This is a genomic window from Candidatus Izimaplasma bacterium HR1, assembly GCA_000755705.1.
Classification (GTDB): domain Bacteria; phylum Bacillota_I; class Bacilli_A; order Izemoplasmatales; family Izemoplasmataceae; genus Xianfuyuplasma.
In genome coordinates this window covers 1,860,444-1,878,735 of the sequence record CP009415.1, presented here as the reverse complement: position 1 = coordinate 1,878,735, position 18,292 = coordinate 1,860,444, and the positions used below count along the sequence as shown (strand labels likewise).

16 protein-coding genes, 6 tRNA genes and 1 rRNA gene are annotated in these 18,292 nt (G+C 31.9%); 20 read left to right on the top strand and 3 right to left on the bottom strand.

From position 1 onward, the window contains the following. From rrf to KQ51_RS09210, 5 genes are all read left to right on the top strand, one after another. Positions 1 to 91 (top strand): 5S ribosomal RNA (rrf, locus tag KQ51_RS09565). A 67-nt stretch (positions 92 to 158) separates the two neighbouring features. Further along, positions 159 to 235, top strand: a tRNA-Asn gene (locus tag KQ51_RS09225). 8 nt (positions 236 to 243) lie between these two features. Next, positions 244 to 320, top strand: a tRNA-Glu gene (locus KQ51_RS09220). Positions 321 to 498: 178 nt separating this feature from the next. After that, positions 499 to 1,095, top strand: coding sequence for a hypothetical protein (locus KQ51_RS09215; protein WP_038471406.1), 597 nt, complete (start codon positions 499 to 501; stop codon positions 1,093 to 1,095). 115 nt (positions 1,096 to 1,210) lie between these two features. Further along, positions 1,211 to 2,059 (top strand): hypothetical protein, encoded by an 849-nt coding sequence (locus KQ51_RS09210; protein ID WP_038471403.1) that lies wholly within the window; start codon positions 1,211 to 1,213, stop codon positions 2,057 to 2,059. A 26-nt stretch (positions 2,060 to 2,085) separates the two neighbouring features. Here KQ51_RS09210 and KQ51_RS09205 read toward each other — a convergent pair whose 3' ends face one another. After that, the gene (locus KQ51_RS09205) at positions 2,086 to 2,460 is read right to left on the bottom strand and encodes a RidA family protein (protein ID WP_038471400.1); all 375 of its coding nucleotides are present in this window, start codon (positions 2,458 to 2,460) and stop codon (positions 2,086 to 2,088) included. Between the two features lie 120 nt (positions 2,461 to 2,580). On the opposite strand from KQ51_RS09205, the gene KQ51_RS09200 reads away from it, so the two are divergent. After that, positions 2,581 to 2,865, top strand: coding sequence for a desulfoferrodoxin family protein (locus KQ51_RS09200; RefSeq protein WP_038471397.1), 285 nt, complete (start codon positions 2,581 to 2,583; stop codon positions 2,863 to 2,865). A 231-nt stretch (positions 2,866 to 3,096) separates the two neighbouring features. Further along, a complete protein-coding gene (locus tag KQ51_RS09195) occupies positions 3,097 to 4,482 on the top strand; it encodes a uracil-xanthine permease family protein (RefSeq protein ID WP_052609442.1) in 1,386 nt (461 codons plus the stop codon). Between the two features lie 44 nt (positions 4,483 to 4,526). Here KQ51_RS09195 and KQ51_RS09190 read toward each other — a convergent pair whose 3' ends face one another. Then, positions 4,527 to 5,501, bottom strand: coding sequence for an FMN-binding protein (locus KQ51_RS09190; RefSeq protein ID WP_038471394.1), 975 nt, complete (start codon positions 5,499 to 5,501; stop codon positions 4,527 to 4,529). A 290-nt stretch (positions 5,502 to 5,791) separates the two neighbouring features. On the opposite strand from KQ51_RS09190, the gene KQ51_RS09185 reads away from it, so the two are divergent. From KQ51_RS09185 to KQ51_RS09175, 3 genes are all read left to right on the top strand, one after another. After that, a tRNA-Asp gene (locus KQ51_RS09185) sits at positions 5,792 to 5,867 on the top strand. Positions 5,868 to 5,877: 10 nt separating this feature from the next. Beyond that, positions 5,878 to 5,954, top strand: a tRNA-Arg gene (locus tag KQ51_RS09180). A gap of 24 nt (positions 5,955 to 5,978) precedes the next feature. Continuing rightward, positions 5,979 to 6,055 (top strand) — tRNA-Pro (locus tag KQ51_RS09175). A gap of 28 nt (positions 6,056 to 6,083) precedes the next feature. On the opposite strand, the gene KQ51_RS09170 is transcribed toward KQ51_RS09175, so the two are convergent. Continuing rightward, the gene (locus tag KQ51_RS09170; protein WP_038471392.1) at positions 6,084 to 8,471 is read right to left on the bottom strand and encodes a diguanylate cyclase; all 2,388 of its coding nucleotides are present in this window, start codon (positions 8,469 to 8,471) and stop codon (positions 6,084 to 6,086) included. A 134-nt stretch (positions 8,472 to 8,605) separates the two neighbouring features. Here KQ51_RS09170 and KQ51_RS09165 point away from each other — a divergent pair. From KQ51_RS09165 to KQ51_RS09125, 10 genes are all read left to right on the top strand, one after another. Next, positions 8,606 to 8,680: transfer RNA gene (locus tag KQ51_RS09165), tRNA-Cys, on the top strand. Positions 8,681 to 8,768: 88 nt separating this feature from the next. Then, positions 8,769 to 9,308, top strand: coding sequence for a dihydrofolate reductase family protein (locus KQ51_RS09160; protein ID WP_038471390.1), 540 nt, complete (start codon positions 8,769 to 8,771; stop codon positions 9,306 to 9,308). Positions 9,309 to 9,477: 169 nt separating this feature from the next. After that, complete coding sequence (locus KQ51_RS09785) at positions 9,478 to 9,624, top strand: hypothetical protein (RefSeq protein ID WP_158497961.1); 147 nt, start codon at positions 9,478 to 9,480, stop codon at positions 9,622 to 9,624. Between the two features lie 13 nt (positions 9,625 to 9,637). After that, positions 9,638 to 11,071: a M1 family aminopeptidase gene (locus KQ51_RS09155; RefSeq protein ID WP_038471388.1), complete on the top strand. Its 1,434-nt coding sequence runs from the start codon at positions 9,638 to 9,640 to the stop codon at positions 11,069 to 11,071. Between the two features lie 154 nt (positions 11,072 to 11,225). Continuing rightward, complete coding sequence (locus tag KQ51_RS09150) at positions 11,226 to 12,392, top strand: iron-containing alcohol dehydrogenase (protein WP_038471386.1); 1,167 nt, start codon at positions 11,226 to 11,228, stop codon at positions 12,390 to 12,392. Then, entirely contained in the window at positions 12,392 to 13,009 is a 618-nt protein-coding gene (locus KQ51_RS09145; RefSeq protein WP_038471384.1) for a hypothetical protein, read from the top strand. Before KQ51_RS09150 ends, KQ51_RS09145 begins: the two co-directional genes overlap by 1 nt. 409 nt (positions 13,010 to 13,418) lie before the next feature. Further along, the gene (locus KQ51_RS09140; protein ID WP_052609440.1) at positions 13,419 to 13,880 is read left to right on the top strand and encodes an NADH-quinone oxidoreductase subunit NuoE family protein; all 462 of its coding nucleotides are present in this window, start codon (positions 13,419 to 13,421) and stop codon (positions 13,878 to 13,880) included. Then, positions 13,877 to 15,139: a complex I 51 kDa subunit family protein gene (locus KQ51_RS09135; RefSeq protein WP_052609438.1), complete on the top strand. Its 1,263-nt coding sequence runs from the start codon at positions 13,877 to 13,879 to the stop codon at positions 15,137 to 15,139. The genes KQ51_RS09140 and KQ51_RS09135 overlap by 4 nt, the downstream gene beginning before the upstream one ends. Continuing rightward, positions 15,139 to 16,857 carry an NADH-dependent [FeFe] hydrogenase, group A6 gene (locus KQ51_RS09130; RefSeq protein ID WP_038471382.1) on the top strand — a complete coding sequence of 573 codons (1,719 nt, stop codon included), beginning with the start codon at positions 15,139 to 15,141 and terminating at the stop codon, positions 16,855 to 16,857. The genes KQ51_RS09135 and KQ51_RS09130 overlap by 1 nt, the downstream gene beginning before the upstream one ends. 121 nt (positions 16,858 to 16,978) lie before the next feature. Then, a complete protein-coding gene (locus KQ51_RS09125) occupies positions 16,979 to 18,289 on the top strand; it encodes a cation:proton antiporter (RefSeq protein WP_038471379.1) in 1,311 nt (436 codons plus the stop codon). The last annotated feature ends 3 nt before the right edge of the window (positions 18,290 to 18,292 follow it).

Sequence of the window (18,292 nt, the reverse complement as noted above, 5' to 3'; positions counted from 1 at the left end):
AGTGGACACACCTGTTCCCATCCCGAACACAGCAGTTAAGCACTTTAGCGCCGATGGTAGTACATTGTGCGAGAGTAGGACGTTGCCAGGCTAGTTTCTTTATTAATTTTTTTTTATTATTATAAAATACAACGCAGAAACTGCATAAACCTTTATAAGCCTAATTAGCTCAGTTGGTTAGAGCACATGACTGTTAATCATGGGGTCCTAGGTTCGAGTCCTAGATTGGGCGCCATTTTTTTTGGCCCGTTGGAGAAGCGGCTTAACTCACATGCCTTTCACGCATGCATTCACGGGTTCGAATCCCGTACGGGTCACCATCTTAATAATTTGTACTTACAATTAGTAAGTATTTTTTTTTGCATTTTTTATGAAAATATATTTCTGCTTATGAAAAACTGTTATAGGTAAAGGTTGTCACTAATTAGCGTTATTTCTTGTTCAATATAGAATCTATAAATGTTTTGTGATAAACTATTATTAGAAAGAGGTGGGTATATGGGATTTAAAGACACACTGGAGAAAGAAAGAAGAGAACTTAAATCAGTTAAAAGACCTTATGAAACAGTAGCATTTATTATTTTTGTATTAATGATTGCGCAAAACCTTTACTTTTTAATTTTAGAGTTTATTAACCTAGTGAAAAACTCTTTGTTTAGTGTTGGAAATGTTTTAGTTCAAATGAATAATGCGACGTTTATAGCTCGTTTTTCAAATTCGTTTTCAAATCAATGGCTGAGTATGATCGTTGGAATACTATTATTTGCTTTGTATTGGGCTTTAATCTATTACTTTGTATGGAATTATTCTAAGAATAACAAGTTAGCTAAATGGACTTGGACATTATTTGTAGTATATGGACCAAGCATCTTCTTAGCAACACCACTTGTATTCTTTGTTATCTATGTATTTAGAAAGTACTTTGCACGATTTGCTAAAAGATTTGTTGAAGAGTTCAAGAATTTTGATCCTAATCATAAATTTGAAGAGGAAAAGGCTGAAGTATACGACGAGGACGCATATGATGATTACATAAAAGATGAGTCTTATTCGGAAGAGGAAACTGCTGAAGAAGACGAAGAGAAGAATAAATAAAAAATACAGAAAATTCTGTATTTTTTTTGTTATAATAAAAGATAGCAATACTAATCACCGATTCTCATTGAGAATAGTGAAGTATTAGATAAACACTCGAAAAGGGGATATTATAATGAATACCAAGACTAACTTTTTTAGAAGAAATTTATTTATAATTTATTTTATTTCGCTTGGAATCTCAATAGTTTTAAACACCTATATTAGTTATTATATGACTATCCAGTATACACAGGGAACTATATTAACTACAGTTGTAAATCTTTTTTATCAAGTTCCAATTATAGTAGTAGTACTATATCTATATAGAAGTAAAATGGGTGTTACAAAAAAAACATCAATATTACACTTAATTATTACATTGTTTGCGATTAGAACATTGTTTTTTATTCCACAAATGCTTCTTGATGGTGGATACTTTCCTTCATTTCATTTTAACATTACCTATTACTATTGGCTAATCATCATATGGTTTACAGTACTTCCGTTACTCTCATATAAAAGAGGAGCCTTTATTGAGTTAACTAGAAAAGCGAATAGAGTAACTAACAAGGTGATTATCTCGTATATTGCTTTTAATGCTATTATTAGTTTCGCTATAAGCATATTTTATAAGTTATTTATATACCAAGGATTTGATAATTTTCAATTATTCTATCATGAACGATTCGAGATAATTGTCATATTGCTATTACTACCTGTGGTATTTGTCAACTATAGTAGAAATGAACATAAGGTGAATCATTTACTAAACAGCGTATATATGATTTTGATTTATCTGGGATTATACATTTCTGATGCAATTAAAATGTTTAATCAGCCTGAATTTATGTATATTGGATACCAATCTAGTACGTTTCTAGATTTTGTATTCAGTTATAAGACGTCTGATGTGTATTTCCTTTTCCTTCTATTTGGCCTGTATAATTTAATCGTGTGTAAATACAAAAAGGATATTGAATAAAAAAAATACGGAGATTTTCCGTATTTTTATTTTACAACAATTGCATCAATCTCTACTAATACATCTAAAGGTAATCTTCTTACTTCAACAGCAAATCTTGCTGGTTTGTGATCACCAAAGAATTGAGCATATACTTCATTCATATCCTTAAACATACCTAAATCTTGGAGGAAAACTCCACATTTTATGATATTTTCCTTCTTCATCCCTGCTTCTTCAACAATAGCTAGAACGTTCTTCAAACTTTGTAGTGTTTGTGATTTAATGTCATCACCTGCAGGTTTCATTGTCTCTGGCATGTAAGGTATTTGCCCTGATACATAAAGAGTATCTTTAACTAAAACTCCTTGTGAGTATGGTCCAACTGCGGCTGGTGCGTGTTTTGTACTTATCATTCTCATTATTTATATCACTCCTTCACGAATATTATACAATTATTGATATGTAATAGATAGTGTTTTATTTGTCTTTTTGTGAAATATAAACTATAATTATTATAGATAAACGAAGGAGGAAATATTATGGAAGTATTAACAGGAAATGTAAATGAAGAAAAACATGTTCCTTTCGTAGAAGAAATGGAAAATGGTTATCGTGTAACTGTTGGGAAACCTGCTTTACACCCTATGAAAGAAAAGCATTTAATTGAATTTATTGAATTATACGTAGATGGTGTATTAGTTGGTAAGAAAGAGTTCTCTGCTGATGAAGAACCTGTTGCAGTTTTTGAAGTTGCTAAAGGTAAACAAGTATTCGCTAGAGAGTTCTGTAATCTTCACGGATTATGGCAAGGGGAATTAGAGTAGTCAGTAAAGAGTGAGAAATCACTCTTTTTGTTTGTAAGTCTTTACATTTAAAATAGTATTGACAAAGATGTTTTCAATGTGTTAATATTCATTTAGAATACCTTTAAGGTAGTCCAGAGAGACTGTTAAGGAAATTCATACAAAGCATGCGTGCTTAATTTTTATGAAAATTCTTTTCTGAGTCTTTCGACTTAGATTTTTTTTATACAAAAATTGAAAAGGAGAAAGAGAATGGAAAAAAGTTTAGTAGTAGGGATTCAAGAAAAACCTAGTAGTTTAGGTAAATGGGTATTGTTAAGTCTTCAACATGTATTCGCGATGTTTGGAGCGACTGTATTAGTACCATTATTAACAGGATTAGATGTTGGAGTAGCATTAGTAGCAAGTGGTATTGGTACAATAATCTATATTATTTGTACAAAAGGAAAAGCACCAGTTTACTTAGGAAGTAGTTTTGCTTATATTGCAGCAATTATAGGAAGTGTTATCACAAGTGCTAATGCGCTTAATGTAATGGTTGCCGGTCAAGTTCATACATTTACTTCTATTTGGGGAGATGGTGAATTATTATATGGAGTTATGGATGCTGTCAATGACGGAGTATTTGAGTTCAAAGACGTATTTAGCAGCGCATTTGTAGGATTAATCGTTGTTGGATTAATCTATATAATTGTAGCAATCATTATCAAGTTCGTAGGTAGTGGATGGCTTAAGAAATTATTACCTCCTGTAGTAATTGGACCTATGATCATAATTATCGGTTTAGGGTTAGCTCCTGTAGCTATATCAAGTGCTGGATTAAACGGTGGTAGTGGATGGCAAGTTCCATTAGTAGCTTTCATAACATTCTCAACAGTAGTTGGTATTAGTTTATTAGGTAAAGGATTCTTTAAAATTGTTCCATTCTTAATCGCTATATTAACAGGTTATTTAGTAGCAACCGCATTTGGGTTGGTAGATTTTAGTACTTTTGGAAACTATTCATTTGTACAGGTTCCAAACTTCACAATAATAGGAACTTATGCTATTAATTGGACTGCAGTATTAACATTTGCACCAATAGCATTTGTAACAATCGCAGAACATATCGGTGATCATACAGTACTTGGAGAGATATGCGGGGAAGATTTTATTACAGACCCAGGATTAGATAAAACATTATTAGGTGATGGTATAGCTACAGCATTAAGTGGTGCTTTAGGTGGACCTGCTAACACAACATATGGTGAAAATACTGGTGTAGTAGCAATGACAAAAGTTGGTTCAGTATATGTAACTGGATTAGCAGCGGTCTTCGCTATATGTTTAGGATTCTTTGGATATATTCAAGCATTCATTACTAGCATCCCGTGGGCTGTAATTGGTGGTATGACGATTGTACTATACGGTTTAATTGCTGGTAACGGTGTAAAGGTTCTAATAAAATCAAAAGTAGATTTAGCAAACATGAGAAATTTAGTAATTGTAGCTACTATGTTAGTAATTGGACTAGGTGGAGCTTCATTACCATTGAACGATGCAGTAAGTTTAACTGGTATGAGTTTAGCAGCAGTTATAGGTATTGCATTAAATGCGTTATTCAATGTATTTGAAAGTAAAGGATGGCTTCAAGATTAAGTTATAAGAAAACAAAACACGATAATCTCAGATTATCGTGTTTTTTATTTTACTAAAGCATGTTCTAATGCATCTATTACAGCGTTGTTAACAGCTATTGAGGTTTTTGTTGCACCACTTATAGCGTCTATATCAGTCCTATTCTCATCTTTAATCTCGTTTGCAATATCAAATGCTACATCAAAGTACTTATCTTGGTCTACATTTGGAGTACAACCACAATCTTCAATGAAAACATATTTTATTTGGTTGTTTTCAATTTGAACTCTTACAACAGTATCAGAATTATGAAATCCTTTAGAATATCCAATATATGTACCATCTTCAAATTCATTTCCTTCCATTATGTTATAAGGAACATTTAAATAGCTATCAAAGTCAGTTATTAGGAATATAGAACCCGTAGTCACTACCAAAGTAATTGCTGTGGCTTTAATGATACTATGTTTTTCAAAGTAGTTGTTAAGTTTTATAATTGAGTATGTTCCAAAAAGGATAGAATACGCTATTATATGCCGAAATTCAGTTACTCTAATAGAATGTAAGAAAATAAGTAAATAAGCAAAATATGATAAGCGGTGTAATTTTAACCAACTTGATGTTGGGATATTGTTTCTTATCAATTTGAATGAAGTTACGAATAAAGGTAATAGTAGTATATAAATCAAAATTCCCATTATCTCTAGGGGTATTTGATTCACTATTGATTCATATATATATAAATAAGCATGAGGTGTAATAAAGATAAAACCTAATATGGCATATTCATTCCGCACACTGCTTAGTTGCTTTTTGATTTTACTCCCTTTCTTAAGAGCACCAGTAAACATCACTATTAGTAGGAATGTAACACCTATAGTCCCATTCGCAATAAATGTTGTAACTATTGAATTAGGAACTAGTATTGTAATTGCACTAAGTAATAATGCAAAGATAAATATAATTATTGAATTTGTCCGTATAAATCTACTAAAGTAATAAGCACATAATGTTATTAACATCGGGAGAAGAATTGACATCTTAATCACCTCTACTTAGATTGTATATCGGAAAGTCATTTTTACACCAAAGTTTCACATTCTTCTCACAACTTTGGATATAAATATAGACAGTTTAGTAGAATACTGATATGATATATACACTATTGAAAGACTGATAACAAGGTAAAACTATTGTTACTAAAAAAATTGAAAATAAATCATCAAAAGCCTTGCCTTTTAGGCGTAGTTTTGATAGAATAATAATCGACTAAAAAAGTATTGATTAACAGTATTAGTTGTGTTATAATTTTCTTGCTGCTCTAACCATGGGTCCAGTGGTGTAGTGGTTAACATGTCGGTCTGTCACACCGAAGATCGCGGGTTCAAATCCCGTCTGGACCGCCACTAAATTAATGCGCTCATAGCTCAATTGGATAGAGTACTTGACTACGGATCAAGAGGTTAGGGGTTCGACTCCTCTTGGGCGCGCCAATTATTATTTATTATTTATCATTTCGGGAAGTAGCTTAGCTTGGTAGAGTGCTTGGTTTGGGACCAAGAGGTCGCAGGTTCAAATCCTGTCTTCCCGACCATTAAGCAATTAAAAATGACGATTACTCGTCATTTTTTTTTATTTGTATGTAATTTTATAAACTCTTTTACTAATCCAGGATCAAACTGTGTCCCTTTATGGGTATCTAATTCTTTTAATGCCTCTGGTATAGTTCTAAACGGAGAGTAGATAGAATTGTTTATCATCATATCATAAGCATCAATAATTGATAGAATTCTCGATAAATAAGGAATAGTTTTACCTTTTAAACCGAAAGGATAACCAGTTCCATCCCATCTTTCATGATGGGCGATGATTAATTCGGCTATTCCTGAAAGTTCAGGAATAGATTTCATTATTCTAAACCCAACTTCACAATGGGAATTAATGATTTCTCTTTCATCCTCAGTTATATTATCTGTTTTAAGAAGTAATTCTTCACCAATATTAATCCAGCCTATATCGTGATATGCTGCGAAAATTATTAGTAATGATAAATCATCCTCGTCTAATTTTAAGTATTCACCGAATTCCTTTGCTGTTGAGGAAACTTGAAATGCGTGTTTACCAAGTTCTGGGTGAATATTGTATAATCGTTTTTCTAAATTACTTAAAAACTCATGACGCATATGTTTACCATCCGTTTGTTTATTATTATACATTTCAGTTTCAGCTTCAATAAGTACATTACTTAGGTCTTGAGTCTCATCAGTCTTAGTCGCAAGTCCTAAAGAAATACTTGGTTTCATTATTTCATACATAGATTTTATTTGAAGGTCCCTAATTCGCGCTAAAACCTTCTTAGCGTTCGCTTCTGTAGTTTGAGGAAGTAATATAATGAACTCGTCTCCACCCCATCTAGCGATGATATCCTCGCTTCTAGTTGCCTTTTTAAGGATATCGCTTATTTCAACTAATAATTTATCTCCTTCAATATGCCCGAAAGCATCATTAGTAAGTTTTAAACCATTAACATCACCATGGATGATAGAGATTGGTAATTGTCTTTTAGTGTCTAATCGTTTCATTTCTACTTCAAGGAAATAACGATTGAATAAACCAGTTAAATAATCATGCTGAGAGATAAATTGAATTTGCTCGTTTTGCTCAAATTGATTTGTAACATCTCTAAATACTAAAATACTTCCTCTTATGACCTCATCAAACGTAATTGGTGATAAAGAGAAATCGACATATAGATTTAAATCATTATTATTATTTATCAATAAATAAGGTTTATCTGATTTAAATGATTCATTGTTTCTAATTGTACTATTGAATATTTGTCCAAAATCTAAATTATGATCTTTTGAATATATTTTTACAACATCAGTAATTGATTTACCAATTACTTTACTTGATACTGATAAATAGTCTTTTGCGATATCATTTATTATTTCAATCTCACCGTATTCGTTAGTTGAAATGATTCCTTCAGAAACACTGTGTAGTGTTGTTTCTAACTTAACATTTACATCTTGATATTTAGCTTCATGTTGAATCCTATCTGTTATATCGGTAACAGTTGCATAAGTATATACTTGTCCTTCTAAAGTTAAATATACACTTCTAACTTCAACATCCATAATTTCCTTATTTTTAAGGATATGTTTAACTCTAAAATATCCAGAGTTCTCTTTATCCTTTTTGTCTCTTAGTTTATCTAAATCTTCTCTTCCAAGTAAGTTAACATCGTAAATTGATAGATTTGTAAATTCTTCATATGAGTACCCGTATTTATCAATCGCAGCTTGATTCACGTTGAAAAACTTACCGGATTCCGGATCAATTATGAAACTATATGAAGCACTTTTATTAAATAAATCTTTATACTCTTGTTCTCTATCTTTTATTTCAATTGCACTGAAATAATTTATTCTTTGTTTTAGCATAAATGCACTAACAGCTAGACCACCAATTGGATAGAAAAGTGCAAGTGGTAAGGCAACAGCAGCAATTGCTTCTAAAGATACACGTGCGGGAAAGAAGAACAACAAACCAACCATCAGTACTTGTGTTATAAATAATAATAGATATTGCTCCAACAGATTAATCTTTGATAAATCTGTTGATTCTTTCTTTATTCTTATATAACGCCAAACTACACCAATGATACCAGGAATAATAACCCATAAAATTCCAGGAATAACTCCACTACCACCCATTGTAATTCGGAAAAATGATAAAGATAATCCTCCAACAATAACTGGGACTATACCAAAGAAAATCCCACTTAATAACATTAGGACACTACGACCATCAAAGAAAACACCAGGTTCAGCTTCAACTGCTGTAGACATAATGATAAATCCAACAATACTGACACTAATTCCCATAACCAATTTACTACTAAAGCGTGATAATTTAGTTTCGTTAGTAAATAATGAATAAACTACAGATAAACTCATAAGCAAAACAATATTAGTTAATAAACCAACAATAACCTCCATTGACATAACGAACCTCCTTTTATCACCTTTTTATATATTATACTATATTTGAAATGTATATCAAAATTAAACCAAAAAAACCTACTAAATAACTTGCGTTTTTCAACCATATTTATTATAATATGTATCGGACACTTTAAGGTTCCGTAGCCAAGTGGCTAAGGCAATGGACTGCAACTCCGTGATCGCCGGTTCAAATCCGGCCGGAACCTCCATATTAAGATTAAACGCTCGTAATGGGCGTTTTTTTATTTGATAGATAAAATGAAAAGCTATGGTAAGATATATGTATGGGGTGGTAACATGTCTAGAAAACTAATTTTATGTTTGGCGATGAGTCTTGATGGATTTATTGTTGATAAAGATGGTGGTTACGATTGGATAAAAGGGGATGGAGATAAAACATTAGATACTGAAAAGAAATTTGATTTCATTCAGTTTCTAAATGATATCGATATTGTACTAATGGGAAGTAAATCATTTTTTGAATTACCAGATTTAGAATTTTATAAGAACCAAAGAATAATTGTTGCTTCAAGAAAAGAACATAAGGATTATGACAATGTTAGATTTGTAAAAGGGAACCTTATAGAGATTATAAAAACCCTAAAAGCAGAAACCGGAAAAGGAATCTGGTTATTTGGAGGAAGTAATGTTGTTAACCAAGTAACGACAACTGATTTAGTGGATGAATATATCCTAGCCTATATTCCAACAATTGTTGGGGACGGAACAAGGTTGTTTGATAAAGGAAATATGTTTATCAATTTACACTTAGATGAGTATGTGATTGATAACGGACAGATGATAGCTACTTACTCGAAAAGAAAGTTAGAGGGATAAAAACAATGTTTATATCAGACGTTTTGTACTTTTTATTGTACATCCTAGTGCTTGTCGGAGTGATTATATTAGTACTTATAGCTATCGGTATTATATCTGGTATCTTGTACGGACTTAATTATTTAATCAATAAAAAACTGTTTCGTAATAAATGAAAAGGAGTATCATTATGATTATCTTAGATATTTTATTTGGAATATTATATGTTCTAATTATCATAGTAGCTGTATTACTAGTTATTGCATTAGCTATTCCTGCGGGAATACTATTCGGTCTGTATTACTTAATCTTCAAGAAATTACTTCGAAAAAAATAAAAGGAGTGATTAGATGAAAAAGATTCTAATTGCATGCTTATTACTAATACTTCTGACAGCTTGTAATAAGGATGACAAGTTATATGTGAATGATAATGATTTTTTAGCTTATGAGGAAAATCAAGTGTTTACAGAAAATACATACTTTTTAGACTTACACCTAGATGATGAGAATTTTACTCTAGATGTTACCGGTAAATTAATGTATTTGGTAAAAGAAGATACTAATACTTTAAACCTACGCATTTATCCAAATGCTGGTGCTAGGAATGATGTTGGTTATGAAGTTGATCTTGATTACATCAAAATCAATGGTAATTCGAAAAGTGTTTCGTTCGATGATGATGACGAAACTCTTATTGTCGTTTCATTATTAGAAGAAGCAACAAGTGGTGATGTGTTAGAAATAGATTTTGGTTACACATTTGATTATTGGCGAGGTAATGGTCGCATATCTTATTATGAAGACTATTTTATCACAATGTTTTTCTATCCAGTTGTACAATTGAATAATGATGAACCGACAGAAGACTATAATTATGCCTTTAACGGTGAAAGTTATTACAATACAATTGGTGATTACTATGTTAGTATTAACGCTCCTAGAGCCTATGATATTGCCTCGAGTGGTAAAAAAATGGGTGGAGTTAGTAGTGTGTATAGGAAGACATCAGACTATTTCTTAGATAACGGTCGTGATTTTAGTTTCAGTGCTTCTGATAAATATGAAGTTTATACAAGAAAAATCAATGGAATAGATTTTAGTGTTTATTCAACTAAAATTCTTAATAGCCAAGAAGTAGAAGATAGTTTCTATGCTTTAGAGAATGCTTTTGAAATATATGAAGAGTATGTTGGAGACTATCCTTATGATTATTTCAATCTAGAATACGGATATATTTATGGTATGGAAAGTACCGGAGTAATTTACTGTAGTGAAGATATCAGCATTTACACAGTAGTACATGAAGTCATCCACCAATGGTTTTATTCGATCATACACAACGATCAAGCTCGAGAACCGTTTCTTGATGAAGCATTAACAACATATACAACATTTATCTATTTCTATGAGACCGAAGGAATGGCATTCGCTAATGGATATCTCGATTATAGAAGTAGTATGAAACCAGAGCTTGTAGGGAATTTCAATACCTTTGAAGGTTCCTCGTTAATGGGAACAGTTCACGATTACCAGCAAGGTTATGGGTATATAATTTATTACCATGGACCTACAGTATTTAGATATTACTTTGATGAAATAATTGATGGAGACATAGGTGTTCTCAAAGACTTCTTACAGGAATACTATAAAGAATATGCCTTTAAAGAAGTAACCACAATAGAAATGTTAGAACTGTTAGAAGAAGTAACAGGGATAGTTGGTACAAAAGATTGGTTCTTAGAAGAACTAGCATATCTAGATATTATTGAACCTTTAGAATAAAAAGATCAAACACAATGATTACACAACTATAAGAAGTAAATATTTTAATGAGATTGTATATAAATTAATTATGAAAAAGATGTCATAAAATGACATCTTTTCTTTTTGTATGATATAATCAAAATGAAAATAAAAAAACATGAAGGAGCTAATTATGTTAAATTTTGAATATGATAATAAAACAAAAATTATTTTTGGAAAAGGTACAGAAAACGAAGTTGGAAATTACACAAAACTTTATGGAAAAAAAGTATTACTACATTATGGAAGAAATAGTATTAAAAAATACGGACTATATGACAAAGTAGTTGCAAGCTTAAAAGCAAACAACATTGATTATGTTGAACTTGGTGGAGTTCAAGCGAACCCAAGATTAAAACTAGCTAAAGCAGGAATTGAGTTAACCAAAAAAGAAAATGTTGATTTTATTTTAGCTGTAGGTGGAGGAAGTGTAATTGATAGTGCCAAAGCAATTGCTCTGGGACATTATTATGATGGTGATGTTTGGGACTTTTATTTGAAAGGTATCAGACCAGAGAAAGTTTTACCTGTAGGTGTTGTTTTAACGATTCCTGCTGCTGGTTCTGAGAGTAGTACAGCTACAGTTATCTCTGATGAAGAAACTGGCTTAAAACGAGGATATGGGGATGTGTCATTAAGACCTAAATTTGCCATTCTGAATCCTGAGTTAACTTATACATTACCAAACTATCAAACATCTTGTGGTGTTGTTGATATTATTGGGCATGTTATTGAAAGATACATGACAAATACAACTGATGTTGAACTGACAGATCGTTTATGTGAAAGTGTAATTACTACAGTTATCAATAATGCTCCTAAAGCATTAAATGATAATACTGATTATGCTTCGCGTGCCGAAATCATGTGGGCAGGTGCTCTTGCTCATAACGGCTTAGTTGGTACTGGTAGAGAAGAAGATTGGGCAAGTCATGGTATGGAACATCAACTAAGCGCAGTATATGATATTGCTCATGGTGCTGGTTTAGCTATAATGTATCCAGCTTGGATGAAATTTGTTTATAAACATGATCTAAACAGATTTGCGTTATTCGCAAATAAAATCTTTGGACTTGAGATAAATAATAGTAATTTAGAAGAAACCGCATTAAAAGGAATTGCCAAACTAGAAGAATTCTATAAATCGATTGATATGCCAATTAGAATGAGTGATATTAACATCACAGATGAAAATATTAACATTATGGCAGAGAAAGCAACGCACACTTCTGACATTATTGGTAGTTTTGTTAAACTTAATAAACAAGACATAATCAATATCTATAAGTTAGCTCTATAATGAACTTAAAAAAGTTAAAATTATTAGAAAGAGAATTCTTAATCAAATATCCTGATGGATGGCAAACAGAAGAATTGAAAGAAATGGGCAAAAAATTTAAACTACAAAAACATATAGATTACGTTCATAAAGTATGTTCTAAGGAAAATATGAAACAAGGACTAGGAGCATATAAAGATGTAATGAAGGTAGTATCTATTTCGGCAATGGTAAGTGTTTTTGAAAAAGTAAAGTTTAGAGACTTTGTAAAAGAAATCGATGATACTGATAAACATGAAATAATGGGTTCAATCTTTGAAATGCTTCATGGGGATGAAGAAGAAGGATTTAATCGATTGGTAAGTTTACTTAGTTTCTACAAGTTAGCAAAATGGCCAATCATATCAGTATGGCTTGCATATTATGATGTAAATTATCAAGTGTTTGTCAAACCGACGACAGTTAAGAAAATCATAAATCATTTAGAATTAGAAGATATAAAGTATAATTCTAAACCAAATTATGAGTTCTATACAAAATACCGTAAGTATCTTAATGAACTAAAAACACATGTTGATAAAAAGGTGCAAGTTTCGAATCCTGCTTTCAGTGGATTCTTCATGATGACAATAAACTAAAAAGATGCAAATATTGCATCTTTTTTTATAAATAAGAATTTAAAAATTAAGGTAAATAAAGAAACTAAAAAAACTTTCATATCGCATACGAAACAACGCTAATTTTTAGTGAATAAATAGACGTAAAAAGTGGCTTAACAATAGGGCTTTCTATATATCTGTATTTGCAATTTTTGACATAAAAAATAAACTTGTAATTACTTCGAAAAGTACGTTATAATTACATTGTAGAAAATTGTGAAAACGCTTAAATTTTCTAAATAAGCGGGGAAAAGAAGATATTCCATATACAACATACGGACATTACCCAACAAATATTACTGACAATTACATCTAAGAATTACTTCATACTTGATGATAGTGGAAGAACATTTTTTGTTTCCTGTTTTATATGACGGGAGGAAGTAAAATGATTTTAAGTGAAGTATTAAAGAAGTATCCACAACAGAAAGATTACCTTTTAGAAATTTTAATAGACGTAGATAAAATGAAGGATGATCATTATGTTAGTGAAAGTGAAATCAGTAGAATTGCAGATTATTTAGGAACAAAAGAATCACACATTTGTAGCGTGATGTCATTCTACACGCTTTTATCAACTGAACCACGCGGAAAATATATCATTCAGATTTGCAAGGATGTACCTTGTTACTTGAATGATACTTTTAATGTAGTGGATACGGTTTGTGATTTTCTAGGTGTTGATATGGGTGGCACTACAGAAGATAATTTATTTTCAGTTGAATTTACTGCATGTATCGGGTGTTGCGATGATGCACCAGCCATGCGAATCAACGATACTACTTATAATGGTCTTTCTAAAGGTAAAGTTATTACTATTTTGGAAGGGTATAAGGAGGATATCAAGTGATTCAAAGAAGAGAACTAACCAAAAGATTTGGTTTAATAGATCCCTTAAGTATTACTGATTATCTGAAGACTGATGGCTACAAAATGCTTAAGAAAGCATTAGATATGAAAAAGGAATCAATTTTAGAGGAAGTAACTTTGTCAAGAATCACAGGTAGAGGTGGAGCTAACTTTCCAACTTCTATAAAAATGAAAAGTTTTAGTAATGAGACAGGTTTTAAATATATTATATGTAATGCTGATGAAGGAGAGCCAGGTAACTTCAAAGATCGTTACTTAATGGAAAATGATCCTCATCAAATTATTGAAGGAATGATAATTAGTGCTTATGCAACTGGTGCTAATAAAGGCTTTATCTATATTCGTGGGGAATATACAAAAGCAATCGATATAATGAAACAAACAATTATTGATGCAAGAAGTCACAATTTCCTTGGCGAACACATATTTGATCATGATTTTGATTTTGATATAGAAGTAAGAAGAGGTGCGGGAGCTTATGTTTGCGGGGAAGAGTTTGCCTTAATTGAATCAATTGAAGGTAAACCAGGACGTACAAGAGTAAAACCACCATTCCCTTCTGAAAAAGGTGTTTTTGGTAAACCGACTTTAATTAACAATGTTGAAACATTCTGTAACCTACCATTCATTATGGAAATTGGGGGACAAGCATATAGTGAAATCGGAAGTAACTATGCTAGTGGGACAAAGTTAATCAGTCTATCAGGAAACATAAAGAACAAAGGTGTTTATGAAGTACCTTTCGGTAGAACTATTAAAGAAGTAATTGAAGTTTTAGGTGAAGGTGTACCAAATGGTAATAATATAAAAATGGTTCAATTAGGAGGAGCGTGCGGTGCAATAATCCCTCCATCACTATTAAATATGGATATCGACAATGAAAGATTTGAAATATTCGATTCTAAAATGGGTGCTGGAGCAATTATCGTTATCGATGATACTCATGATCTCTTTGATATCATTTTAAGAAACATGGAATTCTTTTTACATGAATCATGCGGTAAATGTACTCCGTGCCGAGAAGGACATGTACAAATAGTAAATTTAATAAAGAAATTTGTAAATTATGAAGCAACAATGAAAGATTATAACTCATTAGCTTCATTAGCATCAGTTATCCATGAAACTACTTTATGTGGTTTAGGACAAACCTCACCAACTTCAATCCTATCAACAATGGAATTCTTTAAAGAAGACTATATGGATAGAATTCGAAATTGTCGATTGGAGGCAAACTAATGATTAATCTTAAAATAAATGGTAGAGATGTTGAAGTAGAAGACAATTCAACAATCCTTGAAGCGGCCAAAAAGTATAATATTAAAATCCCAACACTATGTCACTATCCAGATTTACATATTAATAGTGATTGCCGTATTTGTGTTGTTGAAATTGAGGGATACAGAGGTTTAAAAACTTCTTGCTCTACACCAGTTCGAGAAGGAATGAGTATTCAAACAAATACTCCAAAAGTTCTTAATGCTAGAAAAACTATCACAGAACTTATCCTTTCGAATCACGATGCCAACTGTACAGCATGTGTTCGTAATATGAGTTGTGAACTACAGTTATTGGCTAACAACTTAGGAATTGATGTAAACAGATTTGAAAATGTTTTAGAACCAAGAGAAATAGATGATCACAACCCATCAATCGTTAGAAACGCTAATAGATGTATCAAATGCGGGAGATGTGTTGATGTATGTAAAAACGTTCAAGGGATGCATGTTTTAGACTCAATGGGTCGTGGACATGATATGGAAATAGCACCTGCCTTTGGGAAATATCTAACTGATGAATCTTGTACTTTTTGCGGACAATGCGCAAATGTATGTCCTGTAGGAGCAATCATCGAAAAAGATAATACCGATCAAGTATGGGAAAAACTACATGATCCTAACTTCCATGTTATGGTGCAAATTGCTCCAGCAGTAAGAACTGCTATTGGTGAGGAAATTGGATTATCCTCAGGATTAGTTAGTAATGGTAAATTAGTAAGCGCAATGAAACATCTTGGGTTCAACAACGTATATGATACCAACTTCACTGCTGATTTAACGATTATGGAAGAAGGAACAGAACTAATCACAAGAATTAGTACAGGTGGAGTTTTACCTTTAATGACTTCTTGTTGTCCTGGTTGGATTAATCTTGCTGAGCAAGAATATCCAGAGATTTTACCACATATTAGTTCATGTAAATCTCCCCAACAAATGTTTGGAGCTTTAGCTAAATCATATTATGCTACAAAATTAGAAAAAGAACCTAAAGATATTTATGTTGTTTCAGTTATGCCTTGTACTGCTAAAAAGTATGAAGCAGAAAGAAAAGAGTTTAGATTAGATAATGAGAATCCTGATGTTGATATCGTATTAACAACTCGAGAACTCGGTAAAATGTTTAGACAAATGGGAATAGACTTTGATGAAATTAAAGAAGTAGAATTTGATTCACCATTTGGCTTAACAACAGGTGCTGCACAATTATTTGGTGCTACAGGCGGAGTGACAGAAGCTGCTCTAAGAACTGTAAGCGAAGTAGTGAATAAGAAACCTTTAGATAATTTAGATTTTCATGCAGTTAGAGGACTTAAAGGTATTAAAGAAGCAGAAGTAGTATTAGGAGGACAAACAGTTAAAGTGGCTGTTTCTCATTCATTAAGCAATGCTAGAACATTAATAGAACAAGTAATAAGAGGAGAGAGCCCTTATACATTTATTGAGATAATGGCTTGTCCTGGAGGATGTATCGGTGGTGGAGGACAACCATATGGTACTACTAACGAAGTAAGACAACAACGTATTGCTTCAACTTATATGGTTGATGGAGAAATGGTTTACCGAAAAAGCCATGAAAATCCTTCAATAAAAGCTCTATATAAGGAATATTTAAAAGAACCAAACTCAAAAAGAGCACATCATTTATTACACACAACATATTTCCAAAGAAACACTTAAAAAGCAGTGAATTCACTGCTTTTCTTTTACTTTTTTTAATCAAATTTGAAAAAATTGATTTTAGGTAGTACAATTATAATATAATTGATGCACAAACAATACACCAACAGGGGGAAGTTTTATGATACTTGATGTTGAATTATTGAGTTCCATATTATCTTTTGAAAATCTACACACAAACGTATTTATTGATATTGCATTACTAGTTACAATTGGGATTATCGGTGGTAAAATAGCCGAGTTCTTTCACCTTCCTCGAGTAACAGGGTATATCATTATTGGGATGCTATTTGGACCAAATGTATTAAATGTATTTAACTCTGAAATGATCTATGATTTAAAAGCATTGAAAATTTTAGGATTAGGATTTATCGGTTATAATGTCGGATTAGAAGTAAACTTTAAAATGCTTAAATATAACCGTAATGCAGTCCTTTTTATAACTATCTTCCAAGCAATAGTAACATTCGTTTTAGTAGGGGGAATGATTCTCATATTTGTTGATGAATATGCTTGGACATATGCTTTAATCTTTGGAGCGATAGCCACAGTTACTACACCAGCACCAATTGTTGCTTGTATTCGTAGTTATCATACCAAAGGTAGATTAACCGCGTTACTTTGTCCAATGATTGCATTAGATGATGTGCTTGGGGTAATTCTCTTCGCCTTTGTCTTGCCAATCAGTGTATATTTAGCAGGACATACTGGACAAGCATTAACAGTGGGGATCCTAGTAGGAGAACCATTATTGCAAATCATTATTAGTATTGGCGTGGGATTAGCTATTGGTCTAATAGTTGAAAAATTTATTGAGTACTTCTATAAAGGTGATAAAATTACAATCTTCCTTATTATTGTTGTAGGATTATTGTTCGGAATTGGCATTACATATATGTTTGATTTATCAACAATACTATTACCACTAACAATTGGAGCAATTCTATCTAATAGACTAAACTTTGAGCTGCGGGACAAGGTTAGGGGTATTTCAGATTCCTTTATCTTACCAATTTTATTAATCTTTTTCACACTTTCAGGAGCAGAGTTAAATATTACTTTACTTTCTACACTTGAAGTAATTGGAATTATTTATATCTTTATCAGAGTGGTAGGTAAATTAGTCGGAGCATTTACTGGTTCTGTGATTATGAGAGAGGAAACTAAAGTCAAAAAATATCTTGGTTTAGCCTTAATTCCTCAAGGTGGGGTGGCAATAGATATGGCAATATTAGCTGAAATTAGATTTATTGAACTATCTAGATCAACAGGAAATACCGATTATGCTATTATCGGTTCGACTGTTTTAGCAGTTATATTAGCGGCTGTATTGATATATAAAGTGTTCGGAGAAATTATCGTGAAATGGGCGTTTAGACAAGCCAACGAAATTACCGAAGAAGACCATACACCACATGCACATCTATTATAAAAA

Coding starts and splice junctions, on each gene's coding strand:
- KQ51_RS09215 (WP_038471406.1), top strand. CDS start 499: ATGGGATTTAAAGACACACTGGAGAAAGAAAGAAGAGAACTTAAATCA.
- KQ51_RS09210 (WP_038471403.1), top strand. CDS start 1,211: ATGAATACCAAGACTAACTTTTTTAGAAGAAATTTATTTATAATTTAT.
- KQ51_RS09205 (WP_038471400.1), bottom strand. CDS start 2,460: ATGAGAATGATAAGTACAAAACACGCACCAGCCGCAGTTGGACCATAC.
- KQ51_RS09200 (WP_038471397.1), top strand. CDS start 2,581: ATGGAAGTATTAACAGGAAATGTAAATGAAGAAAAACATGTTCCTTTC.
- KQ51_RS09195 (WP_052609442.1), top strand. CDS start 3,097: ATGGAAAAAAGTTTAGTAGTAGGGATTCAAGAAAAACCTAGTAGTTTA.
- KQ51_RS09190 (WP_038471394.1), bottom strand. CDS start 5,501: ATGTCAATTCTTCTCCCGATGTTAATAACATTATGTGCTTATTACTTT.
- KQ51_RS09170 (WP_038471392.1), bottom strand. CDS start 8,471: ATGTCAATGGAGGTTATTGTTGGTTTATTAACTAATATTGTTTTGCTT.
- KQ51_RS09160 (WP_038471390.1), top strand. CDS start 8,769: ATGTCTAGAAAACTAATTTTATGTTTGGCGATGAGTCTTGATGGATTT.
- KQ51_RS09785 (WP_158497961.1), top strand. CDS start 9,478: ATGATTATCTTAGATATTTTATTTGGAATATTATATGTTCTAATTATC.
- KQ51_RS09155 (WP_038471388.1), top strand. CDS start 9,638: ATGAAAAAGATTCTAATTGCATGCTTATTACTAATACTTCTGACAGCT.
- KQ51_RS09150 (WP_038471386.1), top strand. CDS start 11,226: ATGTTAAATTTTGAATATGATAATAAAACAAAAATTATTTTTGGAAAA.
- KQ51_RS09145 (WP_038471384.1), top strand. CDS start 12,392: ATGAACTTAAAAAAGTTAAAATTATTAGAAAGAGAATTCTTAATCAAA.
- KQ51_RS09140 (WP_052609440.1), top strand. CDS start 13,419: ATGATTTTAAGTGAAGTATTAAAGAAGTATCCACAACAGAAAGATTAC.
- KQ51_RS09130 (WP_038471382.1), top strand. CDS start 15,139: ATGATTAATCTTAAAATAAATGGTAGAGATGTTGAAGTAGAAGACAAT.
- KQ51_RS09125 (WP_038471379.1), top strand. CDS start 16,979: ATGATACTTGATGTTGAATTATTGAGTTCCATATTATCTTTTGAAAAT.